The sequence below is a fragment of the Roseovarius spongiae genome, assembly GCF_003651245.1.
GTDB lineage: Bacteria > Pseudomonadota > Alphaproteobacteria > Rhodobacterales > Rhodobacteraceae > Roseovarius > Roseovarius spongiae.
Map to the genome: position 1 here is coordinate 436848 of NZ_RAPE01000002.1, position 24526 is coordinate 461373.

At 69.2% G+C, this 24526-nt stretch carries 21 protein-coding genes; 10 read left to right on the forward strand and 11 right to left on the reverse strand.

Translation table 11 applies throughout. The features are described 5' to 3' along the window. Positions 1–60: 60 nt before the first annotated feature. Positions 61–549: a winged helix-turn-helix transcriptional regulator gene (locus D6850_RS08865; RefSeq protein WP_206019233.1), complete on the forward strand. Its 489-nt coding sequence runs from the start codon at positions 61–63 to the stop codon at positions 547–549. Positions 550–567: 18 nt separating this feature from the next. Here D6850_RS08865 and D6850_RS08870 read toward each other — a convergent pair whose 3' ends face one another. Further along, positions 568–1833 carry a hypothetical protein gene (locus D6850_RS08870; protein WP_121165960.1) on the reverse strand — a complete coding sequence of 422 codons (1266 nt, stop codon included), beginning with the start codon at positions 1831–1833 and terminating at the stop codon, positions 568–570. Between the two features lie 266 nt (positions 1834–2099). Here D6850_RS08870 and D6850_RS08875 point away from each other — a divergent pair, with 266 nt between their 5' ends. After that, positions 2100–2657 carry a transglycosylase SLT domain-containing protein gene (locus tag D6850_RS08875; protein ID WP_342769533.1) on the forward strand — a complete coding sequence of 186 codons (558 nt, stop codon included), beginning with the start codon at positions 2100–2102 and terminating at the stop codon, positions 2655–2657. Here D6850_RS08875 and pepN read toward each other — a convergent pair. Continuing rightward, on the reverse strand, positions 2654–5230 hold the full coding sequence (pepN, locus tag D6850_RS08880) for an aminopeptidase N (RefSeq protein ID WP_121165964.1): 2577 nt from the start codon (positions 5228–5230) through the stop codon (positions 2654–2656). The genes D6850_RS08875 and pepN overlap by 4 nt on opposite strands. A gap of 112 nt (positions 5231–5342) precedes the next feature. Here pepN and D6850_RS08885 point away from each other — a divergent pair, with 112 nt between their 5' ends. Together D6850_RS08885 and D6850_RS08890 are read left to right on the forward strand one after the other, a co-directional pair. After that, the gene (locus tag D6850_RS08885; protein ID WP_121165966.1) at positions 5343–5537 is read left to right on the forward strand and encodes a hypothetical protein; all 195 of its coding nucleotides are present in this window, start codon (positions 5343–5345) and stop codon (positions 5535–5537) included. An 82-nt stretch (positions 5538–5619) separates the two neighbouring features. Beyond that, positions 5620–6396 carry a gamma-glutamyl-gamma-aminobutyrate hydrolase family protein gene (locus D6850_RS08890; protein WP_121165968.1) on the forward strand — a complete coding sequence of 259 codons (777 nt, stop codon included), beginning with the start codon at positions 5620–5622 and terminating at the stop codon, positions 6394–6396. Between the two features lie 298 nt (positions 6397–6694). Here D6850_RS08890 and D6850_RS08895 read toward each other — a convergent pair whose 3' ends face one another. Continuing rightward, entirely contained in the window at positions 6695–7087 is a 393-nt protein-coding gene (locus D6850_RS08895) for an MmcQ/YjbR family DNA-binding protein (protein ID WP_121165970.1), read from the reverse strand. A 98-nt stretch (positions 7088–7185) separates the two neighbouring features. Here D6850_RS08895 and D6850_RS08900 point away from each other — a divergent pair, with 98 nt between their 5' ends. The 3 genes from D6850_RS08900 (at position 7186) to D6850_RS08910 (ending at position 10755) form a co-directional block, all read left to right on the forward strand. Then, a complete protein-coding gene (locus tag D6850_RS08900) occupies positions 7186–7635 on the forward strand; it encodes a methyltransferase family protein (protein ID WP_121166877.1) in 450 nt (149 codons plus the stop codon). 98 nt (positions 7636–7733) lie between these two features. Next, positions 7734–9308: a Re/Si-specific NAD(P)(+) transhydrogenase subunit alpha gene (locus tag D6850_RS08905; RefSeq protein ID WP_121165972.1), complete on the forward strand. Its 1575-nt coding sequence runs from the start codon at positions 7734–7736 to the stop codon at positions 9306–9308. A 13-nt stretch (positions 9309–9321) separates the two neighbouring features. Then, positions 9322–10755 (forward strand): NAD(P)(+) transhydrogenase (Re/Si-specific) subunit beta, encoded by a 1434-nt coding sequence (locus D6850_RS08910; protein WP_121165974.1) that lies wholly within the window; start codon positions 9322–9324, stop codon positions 10753–10755. A gap of 69 nt (positions 10756–10824) precedes the next feature. Here D6850_RS08910 and D6850_RS08915 read toward each other — a convergent pair whose 3' ends face one another. The 3 genes from D6850_RS08915 to D6850_RS08925 all read right to left on the reverse strand — a co-directional run bounded on the left by D6850_RS08915 (position 10825) and on the right by D6850_RS08925 (position 14411). After that, positions 10825–11664, reverse strand: coding sequence for an ABC transporter permease (locus tag D6850_RS08915; RefSeq protein ID WP_121165976.1), 840 nt, complete (start codon positions 11662–11664; stop codon positions 10825–10827). Further along, on the reverse strand, positions 11657–12664 hold the full coding sequence (locus D6850_RS08920) for an ABC transporter permease (RefSeq protein ID WP_121165978.1): 1008 nt from the start codon (positions 12662–12664) through the stop codon (positions 11657–11659). Before D6850_RS08920 ends, D6850_RS08915 begins: the two co-directional genes overlap by 8 nt. A 61-nt stretch (positions 12665–12725) precedes the next feature. Next, on the reverse strand, positions 12726–14411 hold the full coding sequence (locus D6850_RS08925; RefSeq protein ID WP_121165980.1) for a peptide ABC transporter substrate-binding protein: 1686 nt from the start codon (positions 14409–14411) through the stop codon (positions 12726–12728). 134 nt (positions 14412–14545) lie between these two features. Here D6850_RS08925 and D6850_RS08930 point away from each other — a divergent pair, with 134 nt between their 5' ends. Together D6850_RS08930 and D6850_RS08935 are read left to right on the forward strand one after the other, a co-directional pair. Next, on the forward strand, positions 14546–16156 hold the full coding sequence (locus D6850_RS08930) for a dipeptide ABC transporter ATP-binding protein (protein ID WP_281272581.1): 1611 nt from the start codon (positions 14546–14548) through the stop codon (positions 16154–16156). Between the two features lie 39 nt (positions 16157–16195). Further along, the gene (locus tag D6850_RS08935) at positions 16196–17356 is read left to right on the forward strand and encodes a M20 aminoacylase family protein (protein WP_121165984.1); all 1161 of its coding nucleotides are present in this window, start codon (positions 16196–16198) and stop codon (positions 17354–17356) included. A 36-nt stretch (positions 17357–17392) separates the two neighbouring features. Here D6850_RS08935 and D6850_RS08940 read toward each other — a convergent pair whose 3' ends face one another. From D6850_RS08940 to moaA, 3 genes are read right to left on the reverse strand one after another with little or no spacing between them, the layout of a single operon-like run. After that, positions 17393–18433: a glycosyltransferase family 4 protein gene (locus D6850_RS08940; RefSeq protein ID WP_121165986.1), complete on the reverse strand. Its 1041-nt coding sequence runs from the start codon at positions 18431–18433 to the stop codon at positions 17393–17395. Then, entirely contained in the window at positions 18421–19725 is a 1305-nt protein-coding gene (locus tag D6850_RS08945) for a 3-deoxy-D-manno-octulosonic acid transferase (protein WP_121165988.1), read from the reverse strand. Before D6850_RS08945 ends, D6850_RS08940 begins: the two co-directional genes overlap by 13 nt. Next, positions 19725–20732, reverse strand: coding sequence for a GTP 3',8-cyclase MoaA (gene moaA / locus D6850_RS08950; RefSeq protein ID WP_121166879.1), 1008 nt, complete (start codon positions 20730–20732; stop codon positions 19725–19727). The genes D6850_RS08945 and moaA overlap by 1 nt, the downstream gene beginning before the upstream one ends. Positions 20733–20817: 85 nt before the next feature. Here moaA and D6850_RS08955 point away from each other — a divergent pair, with 85 nt between their 5' ends. Beyond that, positions 20818–21330 (forward strand): hypothetical protein, encoded by a 513-nt coding sequence (locus tag D6850_RS08955; protein WP_121165990.1) that lies wholly within the window; start codon positions 20818–20820, stop codon positions 21328–21330. Between the two features lie 7 nt (positions 21331–21337). Here the strand turns inward: D6850_RS08955 and glmS are convergent, their stop codons facing one another. Both glmS and glmU read right to left on the reverse strand, forming a co-directional pair. Then, complete coding sequence (gene glmS / locus D6850_RS08960) at positions 21338–23161, reverse strand: glutamine--fructose-6-phosphate transaminase (isomerizing) (protein WP_121165992.1); 1824 nt, start codon at positions 23159–23161, stop codon at positions 21338–21340. Then, positions 23161–24516 carry a bifunctional UDP-N-acetylglucosamine diphosphorylase/glucosamine-1-phosphate N-acetyltransferase GlmU gene (gene glmU, locus D6850_RS08965; RefSeq protein WP_121165994.1) on the reverse strand — a complete coding sequence of 452 codons (1356 nt, stop codon included), beginning with the start codon at positions 24514–24516 and terminating at the stop codon, positions 23161–23163. Before glmU ends, glmS begins: the two co-directional genes overlap by 1 nt. Positions 24517–24526: the final 10 nt, after the last annotated feature.

Sequence of the window (24526 nt, forward strand, 5' to 3'; positions counted from 1 at the left end):
CACAGGCGTCCGGTCCCGCCGGACCCATGCCTGTGACGCAACGCTTTATTTGAGCGCGCCTTGCGGGGCAAGGTCCGCCGGATTGTGATCAAATGGCAACGTTCGCGGGATACGCAACGTCCGCGTGAATGGCGCGCCGCCCGATGCCTCTCTGAGGCGATTGCATTTCCGCGCAAAGACCGGTTCTATCCTCAACATAAGATGTTTGATATGAGCGCCCGGGGTCTCCTCATGCGTACCAGTGAATACGAATGGCGGACCACGCGCGCCGCGATCGAAGTTATCGGGGATCGTTGGTCCTTGCTGATTCTCAACGAGTTTCTGGAACACGGCGCGCGCCGGTTCCTGGACCTTCAGGAATATCTCGGCATTTCTCCCAATACGTTGTCAGCGCGGCTGCGGCGGATGCAGTCGGCGGGCCTGATCGAACGCCGGCAGTATTCGCAATCCCCGCCGCGGTCCGAATATCACCTGACCGAGAAAGGCGCGCGCATGGCGCCGGTGATCGACGCGATTCGGGACTGGGCCTGTGACAACATGCGCCAGTGACCCGCGCCCGGCGCGGCGTCAGATCGTGGGCAGGCGATACATGCCCGCGGGCGAGAACGCGATGCTGCCGCCATCGGCGATGTCATCGGCGAAGATCGACGCGATGGCGCGCAGCGCGGTGCGCCGCCCTTCGCTGATCAGCGCGCGGCGCGAGGGCAGGCGGGGCGTCTGGCCGGGGTGGTGAAGCGCCTGCGTCCAGATCAAGGGATGCAGTTCGTGCAGGTGATCGGAGAGGATCCAGCGCAGGTTGGCGTGCAGCGCCGCGCGCACCCGCGCGATCGGCGCCGGGTCGTCGTCGCGCGGGCGCATCGAAATGGCGCAGAAGGCGGCGAGCAGGTTGGCGGTGTGCTGGTCGGGGCAGCGCGCGATGATGTCGCGCAGCCCGTCGCCGAAGAACACGGTGTCGATCAGCCCGAGCGCGCCCGGATCGAGCGCCAGCGCGTCAAGATAGACCCACGCATAGGCGCCCGCGCCCCAGACGTCGCCGGTGCGCGCGGCGGTGCGGCGCGCCTCGAGCTCGAGCGTGTGGTAATCGCCGAGCCGCGCGGGCAGGAGCGTCTGCCCGAGGGCGCGCATGTGGCGCGAGCCAGTGGGGTCGAGGTCGATCAGGTCCTCGAAATCGTCCGAGATCCGCCGATCGGTCTGGCTCAGCGCGGCCAGGAGCGCGCATTCCGCCGCGGCGAGAGAGGGGGCGTTCTCGGCCAGCCCGCTATGGGGCGCGAGAACCCCGGCGGCCCGGTCGAAATGGCGGCGGAAGCGGGCTTCGCGATCCTCGGGCGCGTGGCTGCCGGCGCCCGCCGGCGCGTTCCGCCAGGCCCAGCCGATATCGACATGCGCCATCGCCACGATCATTGCGAGGGCGTAATCGTCCGGGTGATCGTTCAGGATCGATTCGAACGCGTCGATGCCGTCCTGCGGCGGCGCGACGCCGTCAAAGAGAGCGTCCTCGGCCATCGCCACCACGTCGCTGCGCGCCCCGAAGGCGAGCAGCATCGCCGCCGATTCGCCCCCCGGCGTGGCGGTGCGGGCGGCATCGGCGTCGTGGATGGCCTCGGCCAGTTCGGCCCATTGCTCCTGCCGGGCGAACCGCAGGCCGCGATCCTGGAATTCGGCGCGGGCCATCTCCTCGTCCGTGATCGGCATGGACGGCAGGATGATGCGCCGGCTGAGCATGTCGAGGTCGTGAAGGGACGGCGCTCCGGACCCGGTCAGCCGGCGCATGGCGCGCATGACCGGCAGTCGGCGGAGCAGGCGGGTGATGGTCGCGGGATCGGGCGGTTGCACGGCGGAACGGGCCTCGTTGCGGGGAGTTCATGGTGACGTCACAGGCAGGATGCGCGGCCATTCGGGCCAAAACATGACCGGCCCAAGGAGAAGCCGGGAACAATGCGCCCGCCGCGCCCGCCCATTGCCATTGTCCGGGATTCCGGCAATCATGCGGGATGCTGCGAGCTGCCCTTTGTTTTTTCTTGATAATTTCCGCCCCGACTGGCGCGTTCCCGGATGACGCGGAGGTCAGGCCGGTCGCGCGCGCCCCGGCTCCGCCGCCGATGCGCTGGGCCCATCGGCCGGAATCCGCGCAATGGACGCGCAGCGCGCTGGAGGCGTTGCGCACACACGGCGCGCCCCTGGCCGCGAGCGTGCCGCGCGACATCGCCCAGTGGTGCCCCGGCTACGAGACGGCCGCCCCGCCGCAACGTCGCGCCTTCTGGGTCGGGTTCCTGTCGGCGCTGGCCAAGTACGAGAGCACCTGGCGCCCGAACGCGGTCGGCGGCGGCGGGCGGTGGTTCGGCCTGTTGCAGATCCAGCCATCGACGGCGCGCGGCTATGGCTGCCGGGCGCGGTCCGGACAGGCGCTGAAGAACGGAAACGCCAACCTGAGTTGCGCGATCCGAATCCTCGCCCGGACGGTGCCGCGCGACCGGGCCATCGCGCTGCGTGACGGGCGCTGGCGCGGGGTGGCGGCGGACTGGGGGCCGATGCGCTCCAAGCGCAAGCGCGCCGAGATGGCGGCCTGGCTGCGCGGGCAGAGCTACTGCGCGATCACGCGCTCGCCCCGGCCCAAGGCGCGCCCCGCCGCGCCGCCGATGCGCCGCGCCGACCGCTAGTTCCCCCGGATGCGGCCCACCATCTCGGCGGTGTCCCGGCTGAGCCCGGGCTGCGCGAGGAGCCGGTCGAGCTGAGCCTTGATCAGCGTCTGCCGATCCGCATCGTAACGCCGCCACGTCTCGAAGGCCGAGCACATCCGCGCGGTTGTCTGCGGGTTGAGCGGGTCGAGCTTCAGCAGCCAGTCGGTGAGCAGCGCGTAGCCCGCCCCGGAAGGGTCGTGGAACCCGGCGGGGAAGGCGGTGAGCGCGCCCAGCACCGCGCGGAAGCGGTTGGGGTTCTTCAGCGTGAAATCGGGGTGTTGCGTCAGTCTCCTGGTTACTTCCACGGCGCGGGCGGGTTCGGCGTTGAGGATTTGCAGGCCAAACCATTTGTCGATCACCAGCCGGTCGTGTCGCCACTGGTCGTAGAAGGCCTGCACCGCCGCGTCGCCCGCGTTGGCGCGGACGAGACAGGTCAGCGCGGCGAGCTGTTGGGTCATGTTGTCGGCGGCGTCATACTGCGCCTGCGCGCGGGCGCCGCCATCGAGTCGGCCAAGCATCGCCAGCGCCGCGTTGGCAAGGCTGCGCGCGCCCGATTGCTCTGCGTCCGGTCGGTAGGGCGCGCGCACCTGGTGGGCGTCATAGAGCGTGGCGGCGATGTCCTGCATGGCGTGCGCACGGGCGCTCTTGAGCGCGTCGAGCGCCTCCCAGATCGCCTGCGGGTCGGGGGTGTGGCCCGCGTCGAACAGCGCTTGCGCCATGTCCTCCTCGCTCGGCAGGCCGAGGGCGAGCGCGCGGAAGGCGGGATCGAGCGTCTCGTCGCGCGCGACCCGCTCGATCGCGTCGAGGTAGTGCCGGTCGGGCGCCGCGCCCTCGACGATCATCGCCATCAGCCCCTCGCGGGCGAGCGCGCGGCCCGCCTCCCATCGGTTGAACGGGTCGGTGTCATGGGCAAGCAGGAAGGCGCGCTCGGCGGCGTCGCTGTCGCGGTTGAGGATCACCGGCGCGGAAAATTCCCGCAGGATCGACGGCACGGGTTTCGCGGTCAGCCCTTCAAAGGCGAAGCTCTGTTCGGCCTCGGTCAGTTCCAGCACGCGGGTTTCGGCGACCTCGTCCCCGTTGGGGCCGATGAGGCCCACCTTGACCGGAATGACGCGCGGGTTCTTGACCTCCTGTCCCGGGGTGGGCGGGGTGTGCTGGCGCAGGGTGAGCGTATAGGTTCCGCCCCCTTGCGCGCCCGGCGCCCCGGGGGTCCAGCTTTCCTCCACGTCGATGCGCGGCGTGCCGGCCTCCTCGTACCAGCGCTTGAACTGCGCCAGGTCCCGGCCGGTCACGTCCTCGAACACGGCGAGCCAGTCCTCGATGGTGCAGGCCTGCCCGTCGTGACGCTCGAAATAGAGGTCGAGCGCGCGGTAATAGGCGTCGTCGCCCACCAGCGTCTTGAGCATCCCGATCAGCTCCGCGCCCTTTTCATAGACGGTGGCGGTGTAGAAATTGTTGATCTCGACAAAGCTTTCGGGCCGCACCGGGTGCGCGAGCGGGCCGTTATCCTCGCGGAACTGACGGGCGCGCAGGGTGATCACGTCGCCTATGCGCTTCACCGGCGCGCTGCGCATGTCGGCGGTGAACTGGCTGTCGCGAAAGACGGTCAGCCCTTCCTTCAGGCAGAGCTGGAACCAGTCGCGGCAGGTGATGCGGTTGCCGGTCCAGTTGTGGAAATACTCATGCGCGATGATCGCCTCGATCCGTTCGAAATTGGCGTCGGTAGAGGTCTCCGGGCTGGCCAGCACGCAGGAGGAGTTGAAGACGTTGAGCCCCTTGTTCTCCATCGCGCCCATGTTGAAATCGTCGACCGCGACGATATTGAAGAGGTCGAGATCGTATTCGCGCCCGTATTTCTCTTCGTCCCAGCGCATCGAAGCCCTGAGCGCCTCCATTCCGAAGGCGCATTTGCCTTCGTCGCCGGGGCGCACCCAGATGTTCAGGTCGACCTCGCGGCCCGATTTCGTGGTGAAACGGCCGGGGTGGTTGACGAGATCCCCGGCCACCAGCGCAAAGAGATAGGCCGGTTTCGGCCAGGGATCATGCCATTCTGCAAAGCCCTCGCCCCGTTCCACCGGGTTGCCGTTGGACAGCAGCACGGGCAGGTCCGATTCGATGCGCACGGTAAAGACCGCCATCACGTCGGGACGGTCGGGGTAATAGGTGATCTTGCGAAAACCCTCGGCCTCACATTGCGTGCAGTACATGCCGTTCGACATGTAGAGCCCTTCGAGCGCGGTGTTGCCCTCGGGGTCGATCTCGACCTCGGCCTCCCAGGTGAAGGGCGCGTCGGGCGCGTCGCAGGTGAGGCCGGCGTCGCTCAGCGCCGGCGTGACCGGTTCGCCGTCGATCATCGCACGGATGAGTTTCAGCCCTTCGCCGTCGAGTTTGAACCGCCGCTCGCGCGCCTCGGGGTTGGGGCGGAAGGCGATCCGCGACGTGACCCGCGTGGCGGACGGGTTGAGCCGGAAGGTAAGATGAACCTCGTCCACCAGGTATGCGGGGGGCGTGTAGTCCGACAGGCGGATGGTCTGGGGGACGGCGTCTTTCATCAGTGCACTCCGGGCTTTGGAACCTCATGTCCCGCCGGACGTTAGTGTCGCGCGGGGGCGTCTTCAATGGGCGATCCCGATAAGGAAACGCGAGGCGGAAAGGAGAACTTCGATGTCGCCACCCGACACGAATCTCGAGAAGCAGGAAAAACGTCACAAGGGACCTCTGGTCGGCATAGGGGGCGCGCTGGCGGTCGCCGTGCTCGCGTTCCTGGGGGTCTTGGTGTGGATGGATTATTTCGACCCGCCGGCGGATGAGCCCGTCGGCGACGGCGCATCCGAGCCTGCGGCGACCACGACCGAGTGATCGCCCGCGGGGCTTTGCCCGCTTGGCACGACGCGGCCGCACCTGTATCACGGCAGAGGAAGCAAGTGACAGGGGCGCGCGCATGTCCAGACCCGTTATCGGCATCATCGGCAACCAATACGTGATCGACAACCGCTTTCCGGTTCAGGCGGCGGGCGGCATGAACTGTGCGGCCATCGCCGGGCCGGCGCAATGCATGCCGCTGGTGATCCCGAGCGACCCGGACTACGTGAGCATCCCTGAACTGCTCGAACATTGCGACGGGTTCCTTTTCACCGGCGGGCGCCCGAACGTTCATCCCGGCCAGTATGGCGAGGAGCCGACCGAGGCGCATGGCGCCTTCGACGAGGCCCGCGACGCCATCGCGATCCCGCTCATCCGGGCCTGCGTGGAGCGCGGCCAGCCGTTCTTCGGCATCTGCCGCGGCTTCCAGGAGGTCAACGTGGCGATGGGCGGCACGCTCTACCCCGAGATCCGCGACCTGCCGGGACGCGACAACCACCGCATGCCGCCCGACGGCACGCTGGAGGAACAGTTCGCCCTGCGTCACAAGGTGCATTTCGCCGATGGCGGCGTGTTTCACCGGCTGATGGGCGCGCAGGAGGTGATGACCAACACGCTGCACGGGCAAGGGATCAAGGCGGCGGGGCCGGATATCGTGATCGACGGCCTCGCGTCGGACGGAACGCCCGAGGCGATCTACGTGCGCGACGCCCCCGGGTTCACCCTGTCGGTGCAATGGCACCCCGAGTGGAACGCGGCCAGGGATCCGGTGTCGCGGGTTCTGTTCAATGCCTTCGGGGACGCGGCCCGCGCCTGGGCCGCCCGGGGTGCGGGTATGGCGCGCAGATCCGCCTGAGACGGCGTTAGCCCGCGCGCGGCGCCGGTGCGACGGGCGCGCCTGTCAGGGGGCCGGCAAAGAACGACCGGGCCGAAACCGCCCGGCTGGCTTTTCCGGAATTGGCGCAGATTTGCTGCGTGCAGGCGGCGCATCCCTTGCCGCTATCCTGTTGTTTCGGGCGTGACTTCTGCATCGGTCCGGTCCTCATTCGGGGTGCGTTCCCCCAGCCTTGGCAGATCCGCGCGGCGCCAACGGGGCGGAATCCGGGCCAATGCGGGACGAATTGCGGCCCCGCCGAGGCGCATCTGGCCGGACCCTAGACGCCTACCGCTTCCCGCAATGCGTCAAGCGTGTCCGGGAGCGCCAGTTCGCGGCGCCGCTTGCGGGTGAGGTTTTCGGCCACCATAAGGTAAGACAGCATCAGGTGTTCGCGCAGCTCCGCATCCGGCAGGCCGGGCGGGGCGTGGTGCTGCAACCACTTCATTCCGCGCGAGGCGAGATAGGGCGCGGGGCGCAGCCCCGGCTGGTCGCGCAGCACTTCCCACGCGATGTCCGAGACCTTGAAGGTGAACGCATCCTGTCCCTCTGCCCAGCCGCCGATGGCGAAGACCTTGGTATCGACCTTCCAGACATCCGCATTCCCCCACTGAACCACATGGTTGGCGGCGGGCAGGCGGGCGCAGAAGGCGTTGAACTCGCCCCGGGTCATTCCGATTTCCTTTTGCCGCAGCGTAGCATATAGCCCCGCGCGAACAACGCGGCGCAAGACGCGCCGCCCCGCCCGTAGGAAACGCGCCGATGAAACCGATGCAACTGCTTGATACGCCGCCGGTCTGGCTGATCCTCTGCCTCGCGCTGGCCTGGGCGCAGGCGCGCTGTTTCGATCTCGGGCTCGGCTTCGGCGGGCCCTGGGCGGATTTTGCCGGCGGGCTTCTCATCGGGGCGGGAATCCTGCTGATCCTGCTGTCGGCGCTTGAGTTGCGGCGGTCGCGGACCACGATCATGCCGCACATGGAGGCGGACCGGCTGGTCACCTCCGGCATCTACCGGCGCTCGCGCAACCCGATCTACCTGGGCGACCTCGCGATCCTCGCCGGGTTCATCCTGCGCTGGGACGCGGTGCTCTCGCTGGTGCTGATCCCGGTTTTCCTGTGGTGGATCGAGCGGCGCTTCGTCATCCCCGAGGAGGATCGCCTGCGCCGCAAGTTCCGCGCCGATTTCGCGCGCTATTGCCAGAAGACCCGTCGCTGGCTGTGATTTTCCGACTGGATGCGACGTGCCTGAAACTCCGGCTCGCATGTCGACGAGCTATGTGAAATAAACACGCCGAACGATCAAGACGGGGGGATGGACAGGTGAAGATCGGAACGCCCAGGGAAGTGCTGGACGGCGAGGCGCGCGTCGCCATGACGCCGGACTCGGCGCGGCAATTGCAGAAGCTCGGCCATGACTGCGCGATCGAGACCGGCGCCGGCGAGAGGGCCGGGTTTTCGGACGCGGCCTACAAGGAAGCGGGGGTCGAGATCATCAAGTCGCCCGCCGCGCTCTGGAAGGCCTGCGACGTGATCGCCAAGGTTCGCGTGCCCACCGACACCGAGGTCAAGCGGCTGCGCAAGGGCCAGACGCTCATCACTTTCTTCAACCCCGCCGAGAACGACGCGCAGATGAAGCAGGCCGCCGACAAGGGCGCAACCGTCATCGCGATGGAGATGGTGCCGCGCATCAGCCGCGCGCAGAAGATGGACGCGCTGAGCTCGATGGCCAATATCGCCGGCTACCGCGCGGTGATCGAGGCCGGGAGCAATTTCGGCCGCTTCTTCACCGGGCAGGTCACGGCGGCGGGCAAGGTGCCGCCCGCGAAGGTGCTGGTCGTCGGCGCGGGCGTCGCGGGACTGGCCGCGATCGGCACGTCCACGAGCCTCGGCGCGATCACCTACGCCTTCGACGTGCGTCCCGAGGTGGCCGAGCAGATCGAGAGCATGGGCGCGGAATTCGTCTATCTCGATTTCGAGGAGGCGGCACAGGACGGGGCCGAAACCGGCGGCTACGCCGCGCCCTCGTCCCCCGAGTTCCGCGAGAAGCAGCTTGAGAAGTTCCGCGAACTCGCGCCCGAGATGGACATCGTCATCACCACCGCGCTCATCCCCGGACGCGCGGCGCCGGTGCTCTGGACGCGCGACATGGTCGAGGCGATGAAGCCCGGCAGCGTGATCGTGGATCTCGCCGCCGAGAAGGGCGGCAACTGCGAACTGACCGAACCGGACGAGAAGATCGTCACGGATAACGGCGTCACCATCGTCGGCTACACCGATTTCCCCAGCCGCATGGCGACGCAGAGCTCGACCCTTTACGCGACCAACATCCGCCACATGCTGAGCGATCTGACGCCGGAGAAGGACGGCGCGATCGTGCATGACATGGAGGATGACGTGATCCGCGGCGCGACCGTCACGCATGGCGGCGAGGTCACCTATCCGCCGCCCAAGCCCAAGGTCGCGGCCATCGCCGCGCAGCCCAAGAAACCGGCGGCGAAGGAACTGACGCCGGAAGAGCGGCGCGCGCAGGAGGTCGCCGCGTTCAAGGCGCAGACGCGCAACCAGGTGGGCATGCTGGCCATCGGCGGCGGGCTGCTGCTGGCGGTGGGGGCGGTCGCCCCGGTCAGCTTCATGCAGCATTTCATCGTCTTCGTGCTGGCGGTCTTCGTCGGGTTCCAGGTGATCTGGGGCGTGGCGCACAGCCTGCACACGCCGCTGATGGCGGTGACCAACGGCATTAGTTCGATCATCATCCTCGGCGCGCTGTTGCAGATCGGATCGGGATCGTGGCTGGTGCTGCTGCTGGCGATGCTGTCGGTCTTCATGGCCGGAATCAACATCTTCGGCGGCTTCCTCGTCACGCGGCGGATGCTCGCCATGTTCCAGAAATCCTGAGGGGGGCGGCGCGATGGAATACGGATTCACGACGGCCGCCTACGTGGTGGCGACGGTTCTCTTCATCCTCAGCCTTGGCGGGTTGTCGGGGCAGGAAAGCGCGAAACGCGCGGTCTGGTACGGCATCGTCGGCATGGCGCTGGCGGTGCTGGCGACGCTGATCGGCCCCGGCTCGGGCTTGTGGCTGCTGTCGCTGCTGCTGATCGCGGCGGGCGGCGCCATCGGCGTGGTCATCGCGCAGCGCGTGCAGATGACGGAAATGCCGCAACTGGTGGCGGCGATGCACAGTCTTGTCGGGCTCGCCGCTGTGCTGGTGGGGTTCAACGCGCATTTCGAGCTGGGCCGCGTGTTGGCGATGGACGAAACCGCGCGCGCGGCGACCGAAGGCTTCGCCGCCGTGCTTGCCCACAAGAGCGCGGTGGAGATCAACATCCTGCGGGTCGAACTTTTCCTTGGCGTGTTCATCGGGGCGGTGACCTTCACCGGCTCGATCGTCGCCTTCGGCAAGCTGGCGGGCAAGATGAACACCGCCGCGCAAAAGCTGCCGGGCGGGCACATGCTGAACGCCGGGGCGGCGGCGCTGTCGGTGATCTGCCTGATCTGGTATTTCAACAGCGGCGGGTTCTTTCCGCTGTTCCTGATGACGCTGCTGGCGCTTTTCGTCGGCTATCACCTGATCATGGGGATCGGCGGGGCGGACATGCCGGTGGTCGTCTCGATGCTGAACTCCTACTCGGGCTGGGCGGCGGCGGCGATCGGCTTTTCGCTCGGGAACGACCTGTTGATCGTCGTCGGCGCGCTAGTCGGCTCTTCGGGCGCGATCCTTTCCTACATCATGTGCCGCGCGATGAACCGGTCGTTCATCAGCGTCATCCTGGGCGGTTTCGGCGGCCCGGCGGGCGCGCAGGCCGAGGTCGAGGGCGAGCAGGTCGCGATCGAGGCGGACGGCGTGGCCGCCGCGCTCGAAGACGCCGACAGCATCGTCATCGTGCCCGGCTACGGCATGGCCGTGGCGCAGGCCCAGCAGGCGGTGAGCGAGCTCACCACCAAGCTGCGCGGCATGGGCAAGGAGGTGCGTTTCGCCATCCACCCCGTCGCGGGCCGGCTGCCGGGGCACATGAACGTGCTTCTGGCCGAGGCGCGCGTGCCTTACGACATCGTCATGGAGATGGACGAGATCAACGACGATTTCCCCTCGACCGACGTGGTGATCGTGATCGGGTCCAACGACATCGTGAATCCCGCCGCGCAGGACGACCCCAACAGCCCCATCGCCGGGATGCCGGTGCTGGAGGTGTGGAAGGCCAAGCAGGTCTTCGTCTGCAAGCGCGGGCAGGGAACGGGCTATTCGGGCATCGAGAACCCGCTGTTCTTCAAGGAAAACACGCGGATGTTCTACGGTGACGCCAAGGAGAGCGTGACGAGCCTGCTGTCGCGGATCGGCTGAGGGCGCGCCGGCAAGGGCGTCCGGTCCGGGGTATCTTCACCAGGGAAAGCCCTGGCGCGTTCAGCGCGTTCAGCGCGGGCCGCGCGGATCGCTGCGGTCGCGCAGCGCGTCGCCGATATAGGCGACCGCCAGCACCGTGAGCGAGATGAGCGCGCCGGGCCAGAGCGCGCGCCCCGGCCGATCGCCCAGGTAGGCCGTCCCGTCGGCGAGCAGGCGCCCCCAGGACGGGAAATCGGGCGGAAAGCCGACGCCGAGGAAGCTGAGCGTGCTTTCGGTGATGATCGCCCCCGCCACCGCGAGCGTGGCCGACACGGCGATGGCCGAGGCGACGTTGGGCAGGATGTGCCGGGTCGCGAGCGCGAGCGGCGGCGTGCCGGCGCTGCGCGCCGCGGCGATGAAGCTGCGCGCCATCAGCGCCAGCACCTCGCCGCGCAACACGCGGGCGGTCTGCATCCAGCTGGTCGCGGCAATGACGCCGACGATGAGCGCGAAGAGCCCGGCCTCGGGCCCGAGCGCGGCGGCGAGCGGCGCGCGGAACAGCGTGACCGCGATCAGCGCGAGCGGCAGCAGCGGCAGCGACAGGAAGAGATCGGTGAGCCGCATCAGCGGCCCGTCGAGCCAGCGGACCATGCCGGCGACCACGCCGATCACCGTCCCCAGCGCCACCGCTGCGAGCATTGCGGCGCCCCCCACGGCGAGCGAAATGCGTCCGCCCGCCATCAACCGCGCCAGCAGGTCGCGCCCCAGTTGGTCCGTCCCCAGCGGATGCGCGAGGCTCGCGCCCGCGTTGCGCGCGGCAAGGTCCATCCGCTCGGGCGGGACGGACCAGAGCAGCGGCCCCGCCAGCACCGCCAGCACGATGAGCGTCAACAGCGCGACCCCGGCGCAGAGGGCGAACGGCCTACGCATAGCGGATCCGCGGATCGAGCGCGGCGTAGATGAGGTCGGCGGCGAGGTTCGCAAGCACGATGAAGACGGCCAGCAGCACGGTGATCGTCTGCACGGTGGGCAGATCGCCCGCCTGGATCGATGTGATGAGCAGGTGGCCCACCCCGTTCACGCGGAAGATCTGCTCGGTCACGATGGCGCCCGCGAAGACCTGCGGCAGCCCGAGCGCGATCACGCTCACCACCGGCAGCATCGCGTTGCGCGCCACGTGTCGCATCAGCACGCGCCGCTCGTTGGAGCCGCGGGCGCGGGCGGCGCGCACGTGATCCTGCCCCAGCACGTCGAGCGCGGCGGCGCGCATGTAGCGGCTGATGAGCGCGGTGGTCTGAAGGCTCAGCACCGCGACCGGCATCGCCATCTGGCGCATCTGCGCCAGCAGGCTGTCCCAGCCGGTGACGCGCAGCGTGGTGTCGTAGCTCGACGGGAGCCACCCGAGATGCACCGAGAACAGCAAAATCAGCAGCACGCCGGAAAAGAAGGGCGGGACGGCGAAGCCGATGATGCTGACCGCGCCGCCCAATTGATCGAAGGCGGAATACTGGCGATAGGCCGACCAGAGGCCAAGCGGTACGGCGAGGAGGATGCCGACGACATAGGCGAGGCCGACCACCCAGAGCGTTTGCGGCAGGCGCTGCGCGATGAGGTCCATCACCGGCGCGCGCGTCTGCCAGCTTATCATGCGCGGGCGGTCTTCGGTCAGCGCCGTGCCGAGGGCGCGGTCGATCCATGTCGCCGGCTCGATCACGTAGAACTGCCACGCCCACTTGCCAAAGCGCACCGGCAGCGGCGCGTCGAGCCCGAGCACGCGGCGCATCTCGGCCTTGACCTCGGGCGGGATGGAAAGCGGCAGTTGCGCCATCGGGTCGCCGGGCGCGAGGTCGAGAAGCAGGAACACCACGAGCGAGATCGCCAGCAACACCGGCGCGGCGAAAACCAGGCGGCGGAGGGTATAGCGGATCATGCGGCGCGCGCCTGTCCGGGCCGGCGCCCGATGCCAGGCCGGGGCGCGGGGCCTTGGCGATTCATTGCGCCGCGCGGCGCCAGTCGGCGATGTTCCACAGCTCGCTGTCCCAGGCGTTGACCGCCGTGCCCTCGAGATCGAGCGCATGGGCCGAGACCCGGCCGCGATCGACCAGCGGAATCACCGCGCCCTCCGCCACCAGCATGTCGTTCATCCGCCGTTCCAGCGCGCGGCGCGCGTCGAGCGTGGCCGCGCTCGCCAGTTCCTGCACGAGCGCGTCATAGTTTGGTTCGCAAAAGCGGCTGACATTCGCGCCCTGCCACTGGTTTTCCGGGCCCGGCGCCTTGTCGCAGCTCCAGGTGGCGAGGTAGGGCTCCGCGTCGCCGCCGTCATAGGCGCCGGCATACATTTGCAGGTCCGCGTGGAATTTCTGAAGCGTGTCCGGGCTGTCCGGGTTGCCGCCGAAGAACACCGAAGGGTCGATGTTGCGCAGCTCGGTCGCGATGCCGATCTGGCGCCACCATTCCTTCATGATGCTCTGGAAGTCCTGGCGCACCGCGTTGGTCGAGGTCTGCAACAGCAGGTGAAGGCGCTTGCCGTCCTTTTCGCGCACGCCGTCGCCGTCGCTGTCGGTCCAGCCCGCCTCATCCAGCAGCGCCCGCGCGCCGGGGATGTCCTGTTCGAGACAGGCGGCGTCCGGCCCCTCGGGCGGGGGCAGCAGATCGCAGGTCGGCCGGCCCGCGCGCCCATAGCCGATCTCGGTCATCACGCCGCGATCCAGCGCCATCGACAGCGCGCGCCGCACCGCCGGGTCGCTCAGCATTGGGTGGGCGTGCGCGCGGGTCGAGCGGGCGGCCCCGAGCGCGGGGTCGGGATCGGTGAAGTTGATCGCCACCCGCTCCACCAGAGAGCCGAAGGCGACCGCCACGCGCCCCTTGCCGCGCGCCTCCATCCGTTCGAGCACCTCGGGGGCGAGTTGCAGGTTCCAGGCGTAGTCGAATTCGCCGGTTTCCAGCACTGCGCGGGCCGCGGCGGCCGCGTCGCCGCCGCCCTTGATCGTGACGGTGGCGAAGGCGGGCTTGCCGGGGTCGCGGTATTCGGGGTTGGCGCGGTAGCGCACGACGTCGCCGGCGCGGAACTCCTCGACCACGTAGGGGCCGGTGCCGCGGGGGGCGAAGTTGGCCTCGACGCAGGTGGGCGCACGCGGCCCGAGGCAGTCGGCGAACTGCGCCGCCTGGAGGATCGGCGATTGCGGCCCGACGAAGGGGCCGTAGGGAAACGGCTTGGGCTGATTGAAGACGACGGTGGCGGTGCGCGGGTCCGGGGTCTCCACGTCGATCACGTCGCGGAACTTCTCGGCCTGGGCGCAGCCGCCGCCCTCGGCGGTGCAATAGAGCCAGGTAAAGCGCAGATCGTGCGAGGTGAGCGGGCTGCCGTCGGACCAGCGCAGGCCCTCGCGCAGCGTCCAGGTGATGCGCGTGCGATCGGCGCTGACCCCGCCGTTCTGCGGCGTCGGGATCACGTCCACCAGCCAGGGCGTCATGTCGCCCTGCGGGTCGTAGCGCGCCAGCGGCTCCAGGACCAGGCTCGCCGCCTCGAGATCCTTGATGCCGCCCGAAAGGTAGGGATTGAGCGTCGAGGGCGCCTGCCAGTAGAGGATGCGCAGATCGCCGTCCGCGCCGCGTTCGGCGGCGGCGGGCGGGGCGGTGAGCAGCGTCAGCAGGATGAGCGGAATGCGCAAGGTCATGATGTCGATCCGGTCCCAAGGGTGCAGGCCCGGCGCGGCGGGCGGGCGCGTATGGCGCTGTTTGACAGCGTCGCATCGCGCGCCCTAGGCTGCAAGCAATCCGTTCCCCCAACCCCCGCATCCCGAGGTCCGATCTGTCCCGCTTCGCGCCGCTCAGCCTCGATAACCTCGGCGTCGCTTTCGCGGCGGGCGGGCAGGCGCAGGCGGTGAACGGCGTGTCGCTCGATCTGGAGGCGGGGCGCACGCTTTGCCTTGTCGGGGAGTCGGGGGCCGGGAAATCCGTCGCTGGCCTCGCGATGCTGCGCCTCGAGGGGCATGACGGCGGGCGGCTGACCGGGGGGCGCATCGTTCTGCGCGGGGCGGAGGGCGAGATCGACCTCGCGCAAGCGTCCGAATCGGTGTTGCGCGGCGTACGCGGGCGGCGGATCGGGATCGTGTTCCAGGATCCCATGGGCGCTCTGAACCCGGTGCTGAGCGTCGGGGCGCATCTGGTCGAGGCGCTGCGCCTGCAGGGAAGAACGCCGCGCGGCGCGGCGCAGGCGCGCGCCCGCGAGTTGCTGGAAGAGGTCGGCATGCCCGAGCCCGGGCGCCGGTTGCGCCAGTATCCGCATCAGCTCTCGGGGGGGCTGCGCCAGCGGGTGATGATCGCGCTGGCGCTGGCCCGCGATCCAGACGTCCTGATCGCGGACGAGGCGACGAGCGCGCTCGACGTCACGGTGCAGGCCGGCATCCTCGCGCTGCTGGACCGGCTGCGCCGGGACCGGGGGCTGGCGCTTCTGGTGATCACGCATGACATGGGCGTCGTGGCGCAGGTCGCCGACCGCGTGGCGGTGATGCAGGCGGGCCGGATCGTGGAGGAAGGGCCGGTCCGGCGGGTTCTGGACGCGCCCCGCCATCCGGCGACAAGGGCGTTGCTGGACGCTGCGCGCGCCACGGATGACGCGCCGGCTGAGCCGCCCGCGCGCGGGGCGGCGCCGCTGTTGCAGGTCAGCGGGCTGGGCGTGTGGCATGACGGGGTCGCGGCGGTGCGCGACGCGAGCCTTGAGATCGGGCGCGGTCGCACGCTTGCGCTGGTCGGGGAATCGGGCAGCGGCAAGACCACGCTCGCGCGCGCGCTGATGCAGATGGAGCGGGCGGGCGCGGGGCGCATCACCTTCGACGGGCAGGCGGTCGGCGCGCTCAGGGGGCGGGCGCTCAGGGCCATGCGGGCGCGGATGCAGATGGTGTTCCAGGATCCGATGGACAGCCTCGACCCGCGCATGCGCCTTGGCGCGCAGGTGGGCGAACCGCTGCGCAACTACCGAATCGGCGCGCGCGCAGAGCGGCGCGCGCGCGTGGCCGAGCTCTTTGCGCTGGTGCAGCTCGATCCCGCGCTGATGCGGCGCTTTCCCCACCAGGTTTCGGGCGGGCAGCGGCAGCGCGTGGCCATCGCGCGCGCGCTGGCGCTGAACCCGGCGCTGATCCTCGCGGATGAGCCGGTCTCGGCGCTCGACCCGCCGGTGCGGGCGGAAATCCTTGCCCTTTTGCGCAGGCTCCAGGCGGAGCTTGGGCTGAGTTACCTGTTCGTGACGCATGACATGAATGTCGTGGCGCAGATCGCGCATGACGTGGCGGTGATGCAGGGCGGGCGCATCGTCGAGAGCGGACCGGCGGCGCAGGTGCTGACGCGCCCCGAACATGCCTATACCCGCGCGCTGCTGGCCGCGGCGCCGCGGCTCGATCGGCTTTGTCCCCCGCGCGATTAGGGGCTAGACTGGGCGCGGCCAGAGAAGCGGGAGCAACCGATGCCTGTCAAGAATCGCTTTGCAGAAATGCATGATGAGATCACCGGATGGCGGCGCGACATCCACGCCCATCCCGAACTGCTGTTCGACACGCACCGCACGTCCGCGTTGGTCGCCGAAAAGCTGCGCGAGTTCGGCTGCGACGAGGTGGTGACCGGCATCGGGCGCACCGGCGTGGTCGGCGTGATCCGGGGCCGCGCCGATACCTCCGGCAGGGTGATCGGCCTGCGCGCGGACATGGACGCGCTGCCGATCACCGAGGCGACCGGGCTCGACTACGCGAGCACGACGCCCGGCGTCATGCACGCCTGCGGCCATGACGGGCACACGGCGATGCTGCTGGGGGCGGCGAAATACCTGGCCGAGACGCGCAATTTCAATGGCGCGGTTGCGGTGATCTTCCAGCCCGCGGAGGAGGGCGGCGGCGGCGCCAAGGTCATGTGCGACGACGGGCTGATGGACCGTTTCGGCATTCAAGAGGTTTACGGCATGCACAACTGGCACGGCGTGCCGCTGGGGACCTTCGCGATCCGGCCGGGGCCGTTTTTCGCCGCCACGGACCAGTTCACGCTGACGGTCTCCGGGCAAAGCGGGCATGCGGCGAAACCGCACGAAACGATCGACCCCATCGTGATGACGAGCCAACTGGTCATGGCGCTTCAGACCATCGCCAGCCGGAGCGCCGACCCGACCGAACAGCTTGTCATCTCGGTCACCTCGATCGAATCGTCCTCGACCGCCTACAACATCATCCCGGAGGCGGTCACGCTCAGGGGCACGGTGCGCACGCTGAACGAGGATATCCGCGATCTGGCGCAGGCCCGCTTTGCGACGATCGTCGAACATACGGTCGCCGCGATGGGCGGGCGGTTCGATCTCGACTACCAGCGCAACTACCCGGTGATGGTCAATCACGAGGCGCAGACTGATTTCGTGCGCGACGTGGCGCGCGCCGTGGCCGGGGACTGCGCCGAGGCGCCGCTCATCATGGGGGGCGAGGATTTCGCCTTCATGCTCGAGGAACGGCCCGGCGCCTATATCCTGGTCGGCAACGGCGATTCGGCGATGATTCACAACGCCGAATACAATTTCAACGACGAGGCGATCCCCGCGGGGTGCAGCTGGTGGGCCGAACTGGTCGAGCGGCGCCTGCCGGCATAAGCAAATTCTGCGAACTTGCTGCGGTGCCCCAGGCGTTCACCCCTGCGCCCAGAGCGCGTCATAGACCGCGCCGATGGCGTCCGCCTCCTGCTCGATTCCGAAACGGGTCTTCGCCGCAACGCGCGCGGCGCGGCCCATCGCCTCGATCCGTTCGGGCGCGCGCAGAAGGTCGCGCAGGTCGCGGGCGGCGTCTTCGGGCGCATCCCCGGTGATGATCCCCGCCGCGCCCCCGTCCGAGAAGCTGCGGTAATAGCCCGCATCGGTCGCGACGAACGGCGCGCCGCTGGCCATCCCTTCGAGCGGGGCCATGCCGTAACCCTCGTAGCGCGGCAATTGCACCACCGCCGAGAGGCCGCGCAGCAGCGCAGGCAGCGCGTCGGCGGCGACCTCGCCGGGAAAGAGGATGCGGCGCGACAGACCCGCAGCCTCCACGCGATCGCGCAGATCCTGCAGGAAGGCGGCGTCGGAGCGCGCGGCGCGCCCGATCACCAGCGCGGTCACGTCCGGCGCCTGCGGCAGTAGCGCGATCATCGCCTCAACGAAGCGGTCCGTGCCCTTTTCGGGGCGGATGCGCCCAATCGTGGCGATGCCGCGCTGGCCCGGGTGGCCCGTCGCGGCCCATGCGGCGGCGCGATCCTCCGCCGGGCGGAAGCGATCCGTATCGACGCCATGCGGCGCCACCGCGCGCACGTTAGGCACGAATTCCGCGGCGCGTTCAGTCGTGGCGATCACCGCGTCCATGCGTGAGATCAGCCAGCGCGGAAAGGCCGAGTGCCGGCGCTGCGCCGCCGAGGTGAAGACGATCCGCACCGGCAGGCCCAGCACGTCCCGCGCCCAGAGCGCGCGGCGCATCTCGGGGTTGCGGCGCACGTGCCAGATGGCGAAGGGACGCCCCCTTGGCGCGTGGCGGCAGAGGCGCGTCGCCTCGCGCGCGCTGACGGGCGCGGGACAGCCGGGCAGGGGGTGGCCCGCCAGCCGCAGGTCGTACCGCGTGGCCTGCTGGCGCAAAACGCCGGCGGCGGTGGCCGAGACGCCGGTGAAGTTGCGGTTGAAATTGGTGACGATCAGCTCGGGCATGTGAGCGGCTCCGGCTCCCCAAGGCCGAGCGCCTGCAAGAGCGTGTCGGCCTGCGCTTCGAGCATGTCCTCCTGCGCGGCGGCGAAGGCCCGCGCGCAGTCGCGCAGACCCGCGAGGCGGTCGGCGTCTTTCAACAGCGCGTCCAGCGCCTCGCGCAGCGCGGCGCCGTCCGCCACCTCGACCGCGCCGCCCGCCTGCGCGAAATCCGCGTAAGCGTCCGAGAAATTGGCGTAGAGCGGGCCGTGCAGGACCACCGCCCCGGCATGGGCGGGCTCGTAGGGGTTGTGCCCGCCCACGGGCGTGAAGGACCCGCCGAGGCAGACGAGGGGGCTCGCCGCATACCAGAGCCCGGTTTCGCCCAGCGTATCGGCGAGATAAACCTGCGTGCCCGCTCCGGGTTGCTCGCCCGCGCTGCGCCGCGCGAGGGTGAGGCCGCGCGCCCTGATCAGCGATTGCACCCGGTCGCCGCGTTCCGGGTGGCGCGGCACGAGGATCAGCAGAAGGCGCGGATGATCGTCCAGGAGCGCGCGATGCGCGTCGAGCACGATCTCTTCTTCGCCCGGGTGCGTGGAGCTCGCCACCCAGACCGGGCGATCCCCGAGCGCCGCGCGGATCTGCGCAAGCGCGTCCGCGTCGTGGGGCAGCGGCCCCGACGCCGCCTTGATGTTGCGGCCGGTGCGGGCGTGGGTCGCGCCGATCTCGTGCATGTGGCGGGTGGTGCGCGCGTCCTGCGTGTGGATCACCCCGAACAGCCCGAGCAGGTGGCGCGCCGTGGCGGGCACCCGTTTCCAGCCGCGCGCCGAACGCTCGGAAATGCGCGCGTTCAGAAGCGCCATCGGCACGCCGCGCGCGGCCGTGAGGGTGAGCATGTTTGGCCAGAGCTCGCTCTCGACGAAGACGGCGGCGTCGGGGCGCCAGTGATCGAGAAACCGCTCGACCGCGCGGCGCGTGTCGAGCGGCGCGAACTGGTGGCGGCAGCGCGGCGGCAGGCGCGTCGCGAGGATCTGCGCAGAGGTGGCGGTGCCGGTGGTGATGAGAAAGCCAAGCCCGGGCGCGCGCGCCCCGATGAGCGAGATCAGACGCAGCACCGACAGGCTTTCGCCGACGCTGGCGGCGTGAAACCAGAGCAGCGGCCCCTCGGGGCGCGGCAGGGACGCATGGCCAAGCTTTTCGGAAAAACGTTCTGCGTCAACCTTTTGCGCGGCCATCTTCGCCCTGATGCCCGAGTGGGTCAAGGGGGCGAGCACGCCGGCCAACCGGGCGTAGACCGTGACCGGCAGGGGGGTCGACATCAGCCGCCCGTGTGGCTCATGTGGCGGCTGACGCGGCCGTCGACGCTCTGGCGGGAATAGTCGAAATCATGGCCCTTGGGCTTCTTCGCAATGGCGGCGCGGATCGCATCCTCGAGCGGGGCGTCGCTGCCGGGGTGGTTGCGCAGCGCCGGGCGCAGGTCCGCCATGTCCTCCTGTCCGAGACACATGAAGAGCTGCCCGGTGCAGGTCAGGCGCACGCGGTTGCAGCTTTCGCAGAAATTATGGGTGAGCGGCGTGATGAAGCCGATCTTCTGTCCCGTCTCCTCGAGCCGCACGTAGCGCGCCGGCCCGCCGGTGCGTTCGGGAATGTCGGTCAGCGTGTAGCGTTCAGCCAGCCGCGCGCGCAGGTCCGACAGTTTCCAATACTGGTCGAGCCGGTCCTCGTTGCCGATATCGCCCATCGGCATGACTTCGATCCAGGTGAGATCGGCGTCGCGATCCGCGCACCATTCCGTCATCGAAAACAGTTCGTCCTCGTTGAAGCCCTTGAGCGCGACGGCGTTGATCTTGACCCGCAGCCCCGCCTCCTGGGCCGCGTCGATGCCGCGCAACACCTGCGGCAGGCGGCCCCAGCGGGTGATGTCGGCGAATTTCTGCGCGTCGAGCGTGTCGAGCGAGATGTTGACGCGCCGCACGCCCGCGGCGTGCAGATCCTGCGCGAACCGCTCGAGCTGGCTGCCGTTGGTGGTGAGCGTCAACTCGCGCAGCGCGCCCGAATCCAGGTGCCGCGTCATCGCGCGGAAGAACGACATGATGTTGCGCCGCACCAAGGGCTCCCCGCCCGTGATCCGCAGCTTCTTAACGCCGAGGCCGATGAACGCGCTGCACATGCGATCCAGTTCCTCGAGCGTCAGAAGCTCCTTCTTGGGCAGGAAGGTCATGTTCTCGGACATGCAGTAGACGCAGCGGAAATCGCAGCGGTCGGTGACCGACACGCGCAGGTAATCGATCGTGCGCTGAAATGGGTCGACAAGGGGCTGGGTCATATCGGGGAACATAGGATCGGGGCGGGGGCGGGGCAAGGCCGATCTTGGGATTGCCGGGGGCGGGGGCGCGCCCTAGATTTGGGGAATGAAACGGATTTGCATCATGTTGAGCGCCGCCGCGCTCGTCGCGGGCTGCGCCGACGGCGGACTGGGCGACCTGTTCCGCAAACGGCCCGCGCCCACCGCTGCGCCCCAGGCCGCCGCGCCGGACGCCGAAACGCAGCGCCCGCAGGCCCGTCCCGAGGCGCGCAGCGTCCTCGGCGCGGGCGGGGCGCGCACGGCCGACAGCCTCGACACCACGTCCGAGGCCGAGAAGGCCGCGGCGGCGGGGGCGTCGGGGGGCCGCGCGCTGGGCGTCACCATCGCCTCGTTGGGCGCGCCGTCCGAGCCGGGGTTCTGGCTCAAGACGCCGCTGGTGAAGGCGCCCGCCAGGGGCCGCGTGGAATACCCTGAAACCGGCCAGTCGGCCGAGGTCGATCTGATCCCGCTCGACGGGCCGGCCACGGGGGGCAGCCAGATGTCGCTGGCGGCGATGCGGCTGATCGGCGCGCCGCTTGCCGGGTTGCCCGAGGTGCGCGTGTTCCGGCTGGGCTCTTGACCGCCGCCTATTCGACCGTCACCGACTTGGCGAGGTTGCGCGGCTGATCCACGTCCGTGCCTCTCGCCACCGCCGCGTGATAGGCGAGCATCTGCGCCGGCACCGCGTAGAGGATCGGCGCGAGCATCGGGTTCACGTCGGGCATGAGGATGGTCTGCCAGACCCCGTCGCCCGCCGCCGCCGCGCCGGCCTGGTCGGTGATCAGGATGATCTTTCCGTCGCGCGCCATGACTTCCTGCATGTTCGATACCGTCTTGTCGAAGAGCGCGTCGCTCGGGGCCATCACCACCACCGGCATCTTTTCGTCGATGAGCGCAATGGGGCCGTGCTTGAGTTCTCCGGATGCATAGGCTTCGGCGTGAATATAGCTGATTTCCTTGAGCTTCAACGCACCTTCGAGCGCGAGCGGAAACATCATGCCGCGCCCGAGGAAAAGCACGTCATTCGCATTGGCGATGCGCTGCGCGACAGTTTCGACCGAACTCTCGATGCTCATCGCCTGGTTCAGCGCGGCGGGCAGACCGCGCAGCGTCAGGAGGCGCTCGGCCAACGCGTCGTCGTCCAAGCGCCCGCGCGCATGCGCTGCCTTCAGCGCCAGCAGCAGCAGCACGGTGAGCTGGCAGGTGAACGCCTTGGTCGAGGCGACGCCGATCTCGGCGCCGGCATGGATCGGCAGGGCCAGGTCGCTTTCGCGCGCGATCGAGCTTTCGGCGACGTTGACCACAGACAGGATCCGGTCCGCCTTGCCCGCGCAATAGCGCAGCGCGGCGAGCGTGTCGGCGGTTTCGCCCGACTGGCTGACGAACAGCGCGGCGGTGCCTTCGGTCACCGGCGGCTGGCGGTAGCGGAATTCCGAGGCGATATCGACCTCGACCGGCATGCCGGCCAGTTGTTCGAACCAGTATTTCGCGGTCACGCAGGCGTAATAGGCGGTGCCGCAGGCGACCATGGTCAGGCGATTGAGCGCGCGAAAATCGATGCCCTCGCCGGGCAGGCGGATGCTGCGCGCCTCCTCCGAGACATAGTTCGCGATGGCCTCGCTGATGACGGTGGGCTGCTCGGCGATTTCCTTTGACATGAAATGCCGGTGGCCGGCCTTGTCGACGCGCGCGTTGGAGATGCGGATCGTCTTCATCTCGCGGGTGACGGGCGCGCCGTCCGCGTCGAGGATACTCAGCGACTGCCGCGTGACGATGGCGCAATCGCCCTCCTCGAGATAGGTGATCCGGTCGGTGAGCGGCGCCAGCGCGATCGCGTCCGAGCCGACATACATCTCGCCCTCGCCATGCCCGACGGCCAGCGGGCTGCCCTTGCGCGCGGCGATCAGCAAATCGGACTCGCCCTCGAACAGGAAGCAGAGCGCATAGGCGCCTTCGAGCTTGGCGATGGTCTGCTGCGCCGCCTCCTGTGGCGACGCGCCGCCGTCGATCAGGTGCTGCGCCATGAGCGCGACGGTTTCGGTATCCGTTTCGGTCTGGTGGGCGACGCCCGCGCGGGCCAGTTCCTCGCGCAAGGCGCGATAGTTCTCGATGATGCCGTTATGCACGACCGCCACCCGCCCCGCGCGATGCGGGTGCGTGTTGTTGAGCGTCGGCGCGCCGTGCGTCGCCCAGCGGGTGTGCCCGATGCCGGATTTGCCGGCCAGCGGTTGATGCACCAGCAGGTCGCTGAGATTGACCAGCTTGCCCACGGCGCGGCGCCGGTCGAGCGCGCCGTCCTGGAGCGTGGCGATCCCGGCGCTGTCATAGCCGCGATATTCCAGCCGCTTGAGCGCCTCGACAAGGATGGGGGCGGCTTCGTGCTGACCCAGAACCCCTACAATTCCGCACATTATTCGGCCTCTCTATCGCGTTTTCTCTTATTCAGTTTTAACATTTCGAACAATTTGACGGCGAGCCCCGGCTTGTTCACCTGCCGCGCCCGGCCAAGCGCCAGCGCGCCCTGCGGCACGTTCTCGGTGATGACCGATCCCGATGCCGTCATTGCGTCGTCGCCGACCGTGACGGGCGCCACGAGCATCGTGTCCGAGCCGATGAAGACCCGCGCGCCGATCCGCGTGCGGTGCTTGGACACGCCGTCATAATTGCAGGTGACGGTCCCCGCGCCCACGTTGCTGCCCGCGCCCAGCTCCGCGTCGCCGATATAGCTGAGGTGGTTCACCTTCGCGCCGGCCGCCACCACGGCGTTCTTGACCTCGACGAAATTGCCGATGCGCGCGTCCTCGGCCAGTTTCGTGCCGGGGCGCAGACGGGCATAGGGGCCGACGACGGCGCCGGCGGCGACCTCGCAGCCCTCGAGATGCGAAAACGCGCGGATCCGCGCGCGCGCGCCGACCGTGACGCCGGGGGCGAAGACGACGTTCTGCTCGACCTGCGCGTCGGGCGCGATCTGCGTGTCATGGGCGAAATGGACGGTCTCGGGCGCGACGAGGATCGCGCCGCCCTCCATCATCGCGGCCCGCATGCGGTCCTGGAACAGCGCCTCGGCCTGCACCAGTTCGGCGCGAGAGTTGACGCCGAGCGTCTCGGATTCCTCGCAGGCGACGGCGGTGGCGCCGAGGCCGCGCGCGCGCGCGATGGCGACGATGTCGGTGAGATAATATTCGCCCGCCGCGTTGTCGTTGCCGACCGCCGCGATCAGTTCGAACAGCGTTTCGGTGCGGGCCGCGATTACGCCGCTGTTGCAGAAACCGATGGCGCGCTCGGCCTCGGTCGCGTCCTTGAACTCGACGATCCGCTCGAGCCGCTCGCCCTCCATCACCAACCGCCCGTAGCGGCCCGGATCGGCGGTGTCGAAGCCCAGCACGACGAGGTCGTGATCCTGCCGCGCGGCCAGCATGCGGCGCAGCGTTTCGGGGCGGATGAAGGGCGTGTCGCCGTAAAGCACGATCGCGTCGCCGTCATGTCCGGCCAGCGCGGGCGCGGCCTGTGCGACCGCGTGCGCGGTGCCGAGCTGTTCGGATTGCAGGACGACCTGCGCGTTGGCGTCATGCGCCCGCGCGGCGGCGGCGACGGCCTCGGCCCCGTGGCCGGCGACGATCACCGTTTGGTCCGGGGTCAGCGCCTGGCCCGCGCGCATCGCATGGCCCAGCATCGGCGCCCCCCCGATCGGGTGCAGCACCTTGGGCAGGTCGGATTTCATCCGTGTGCCCTTGCCCGCGGCAAGGATGATGAGGGCCGTCGCCATCGGGATTCCC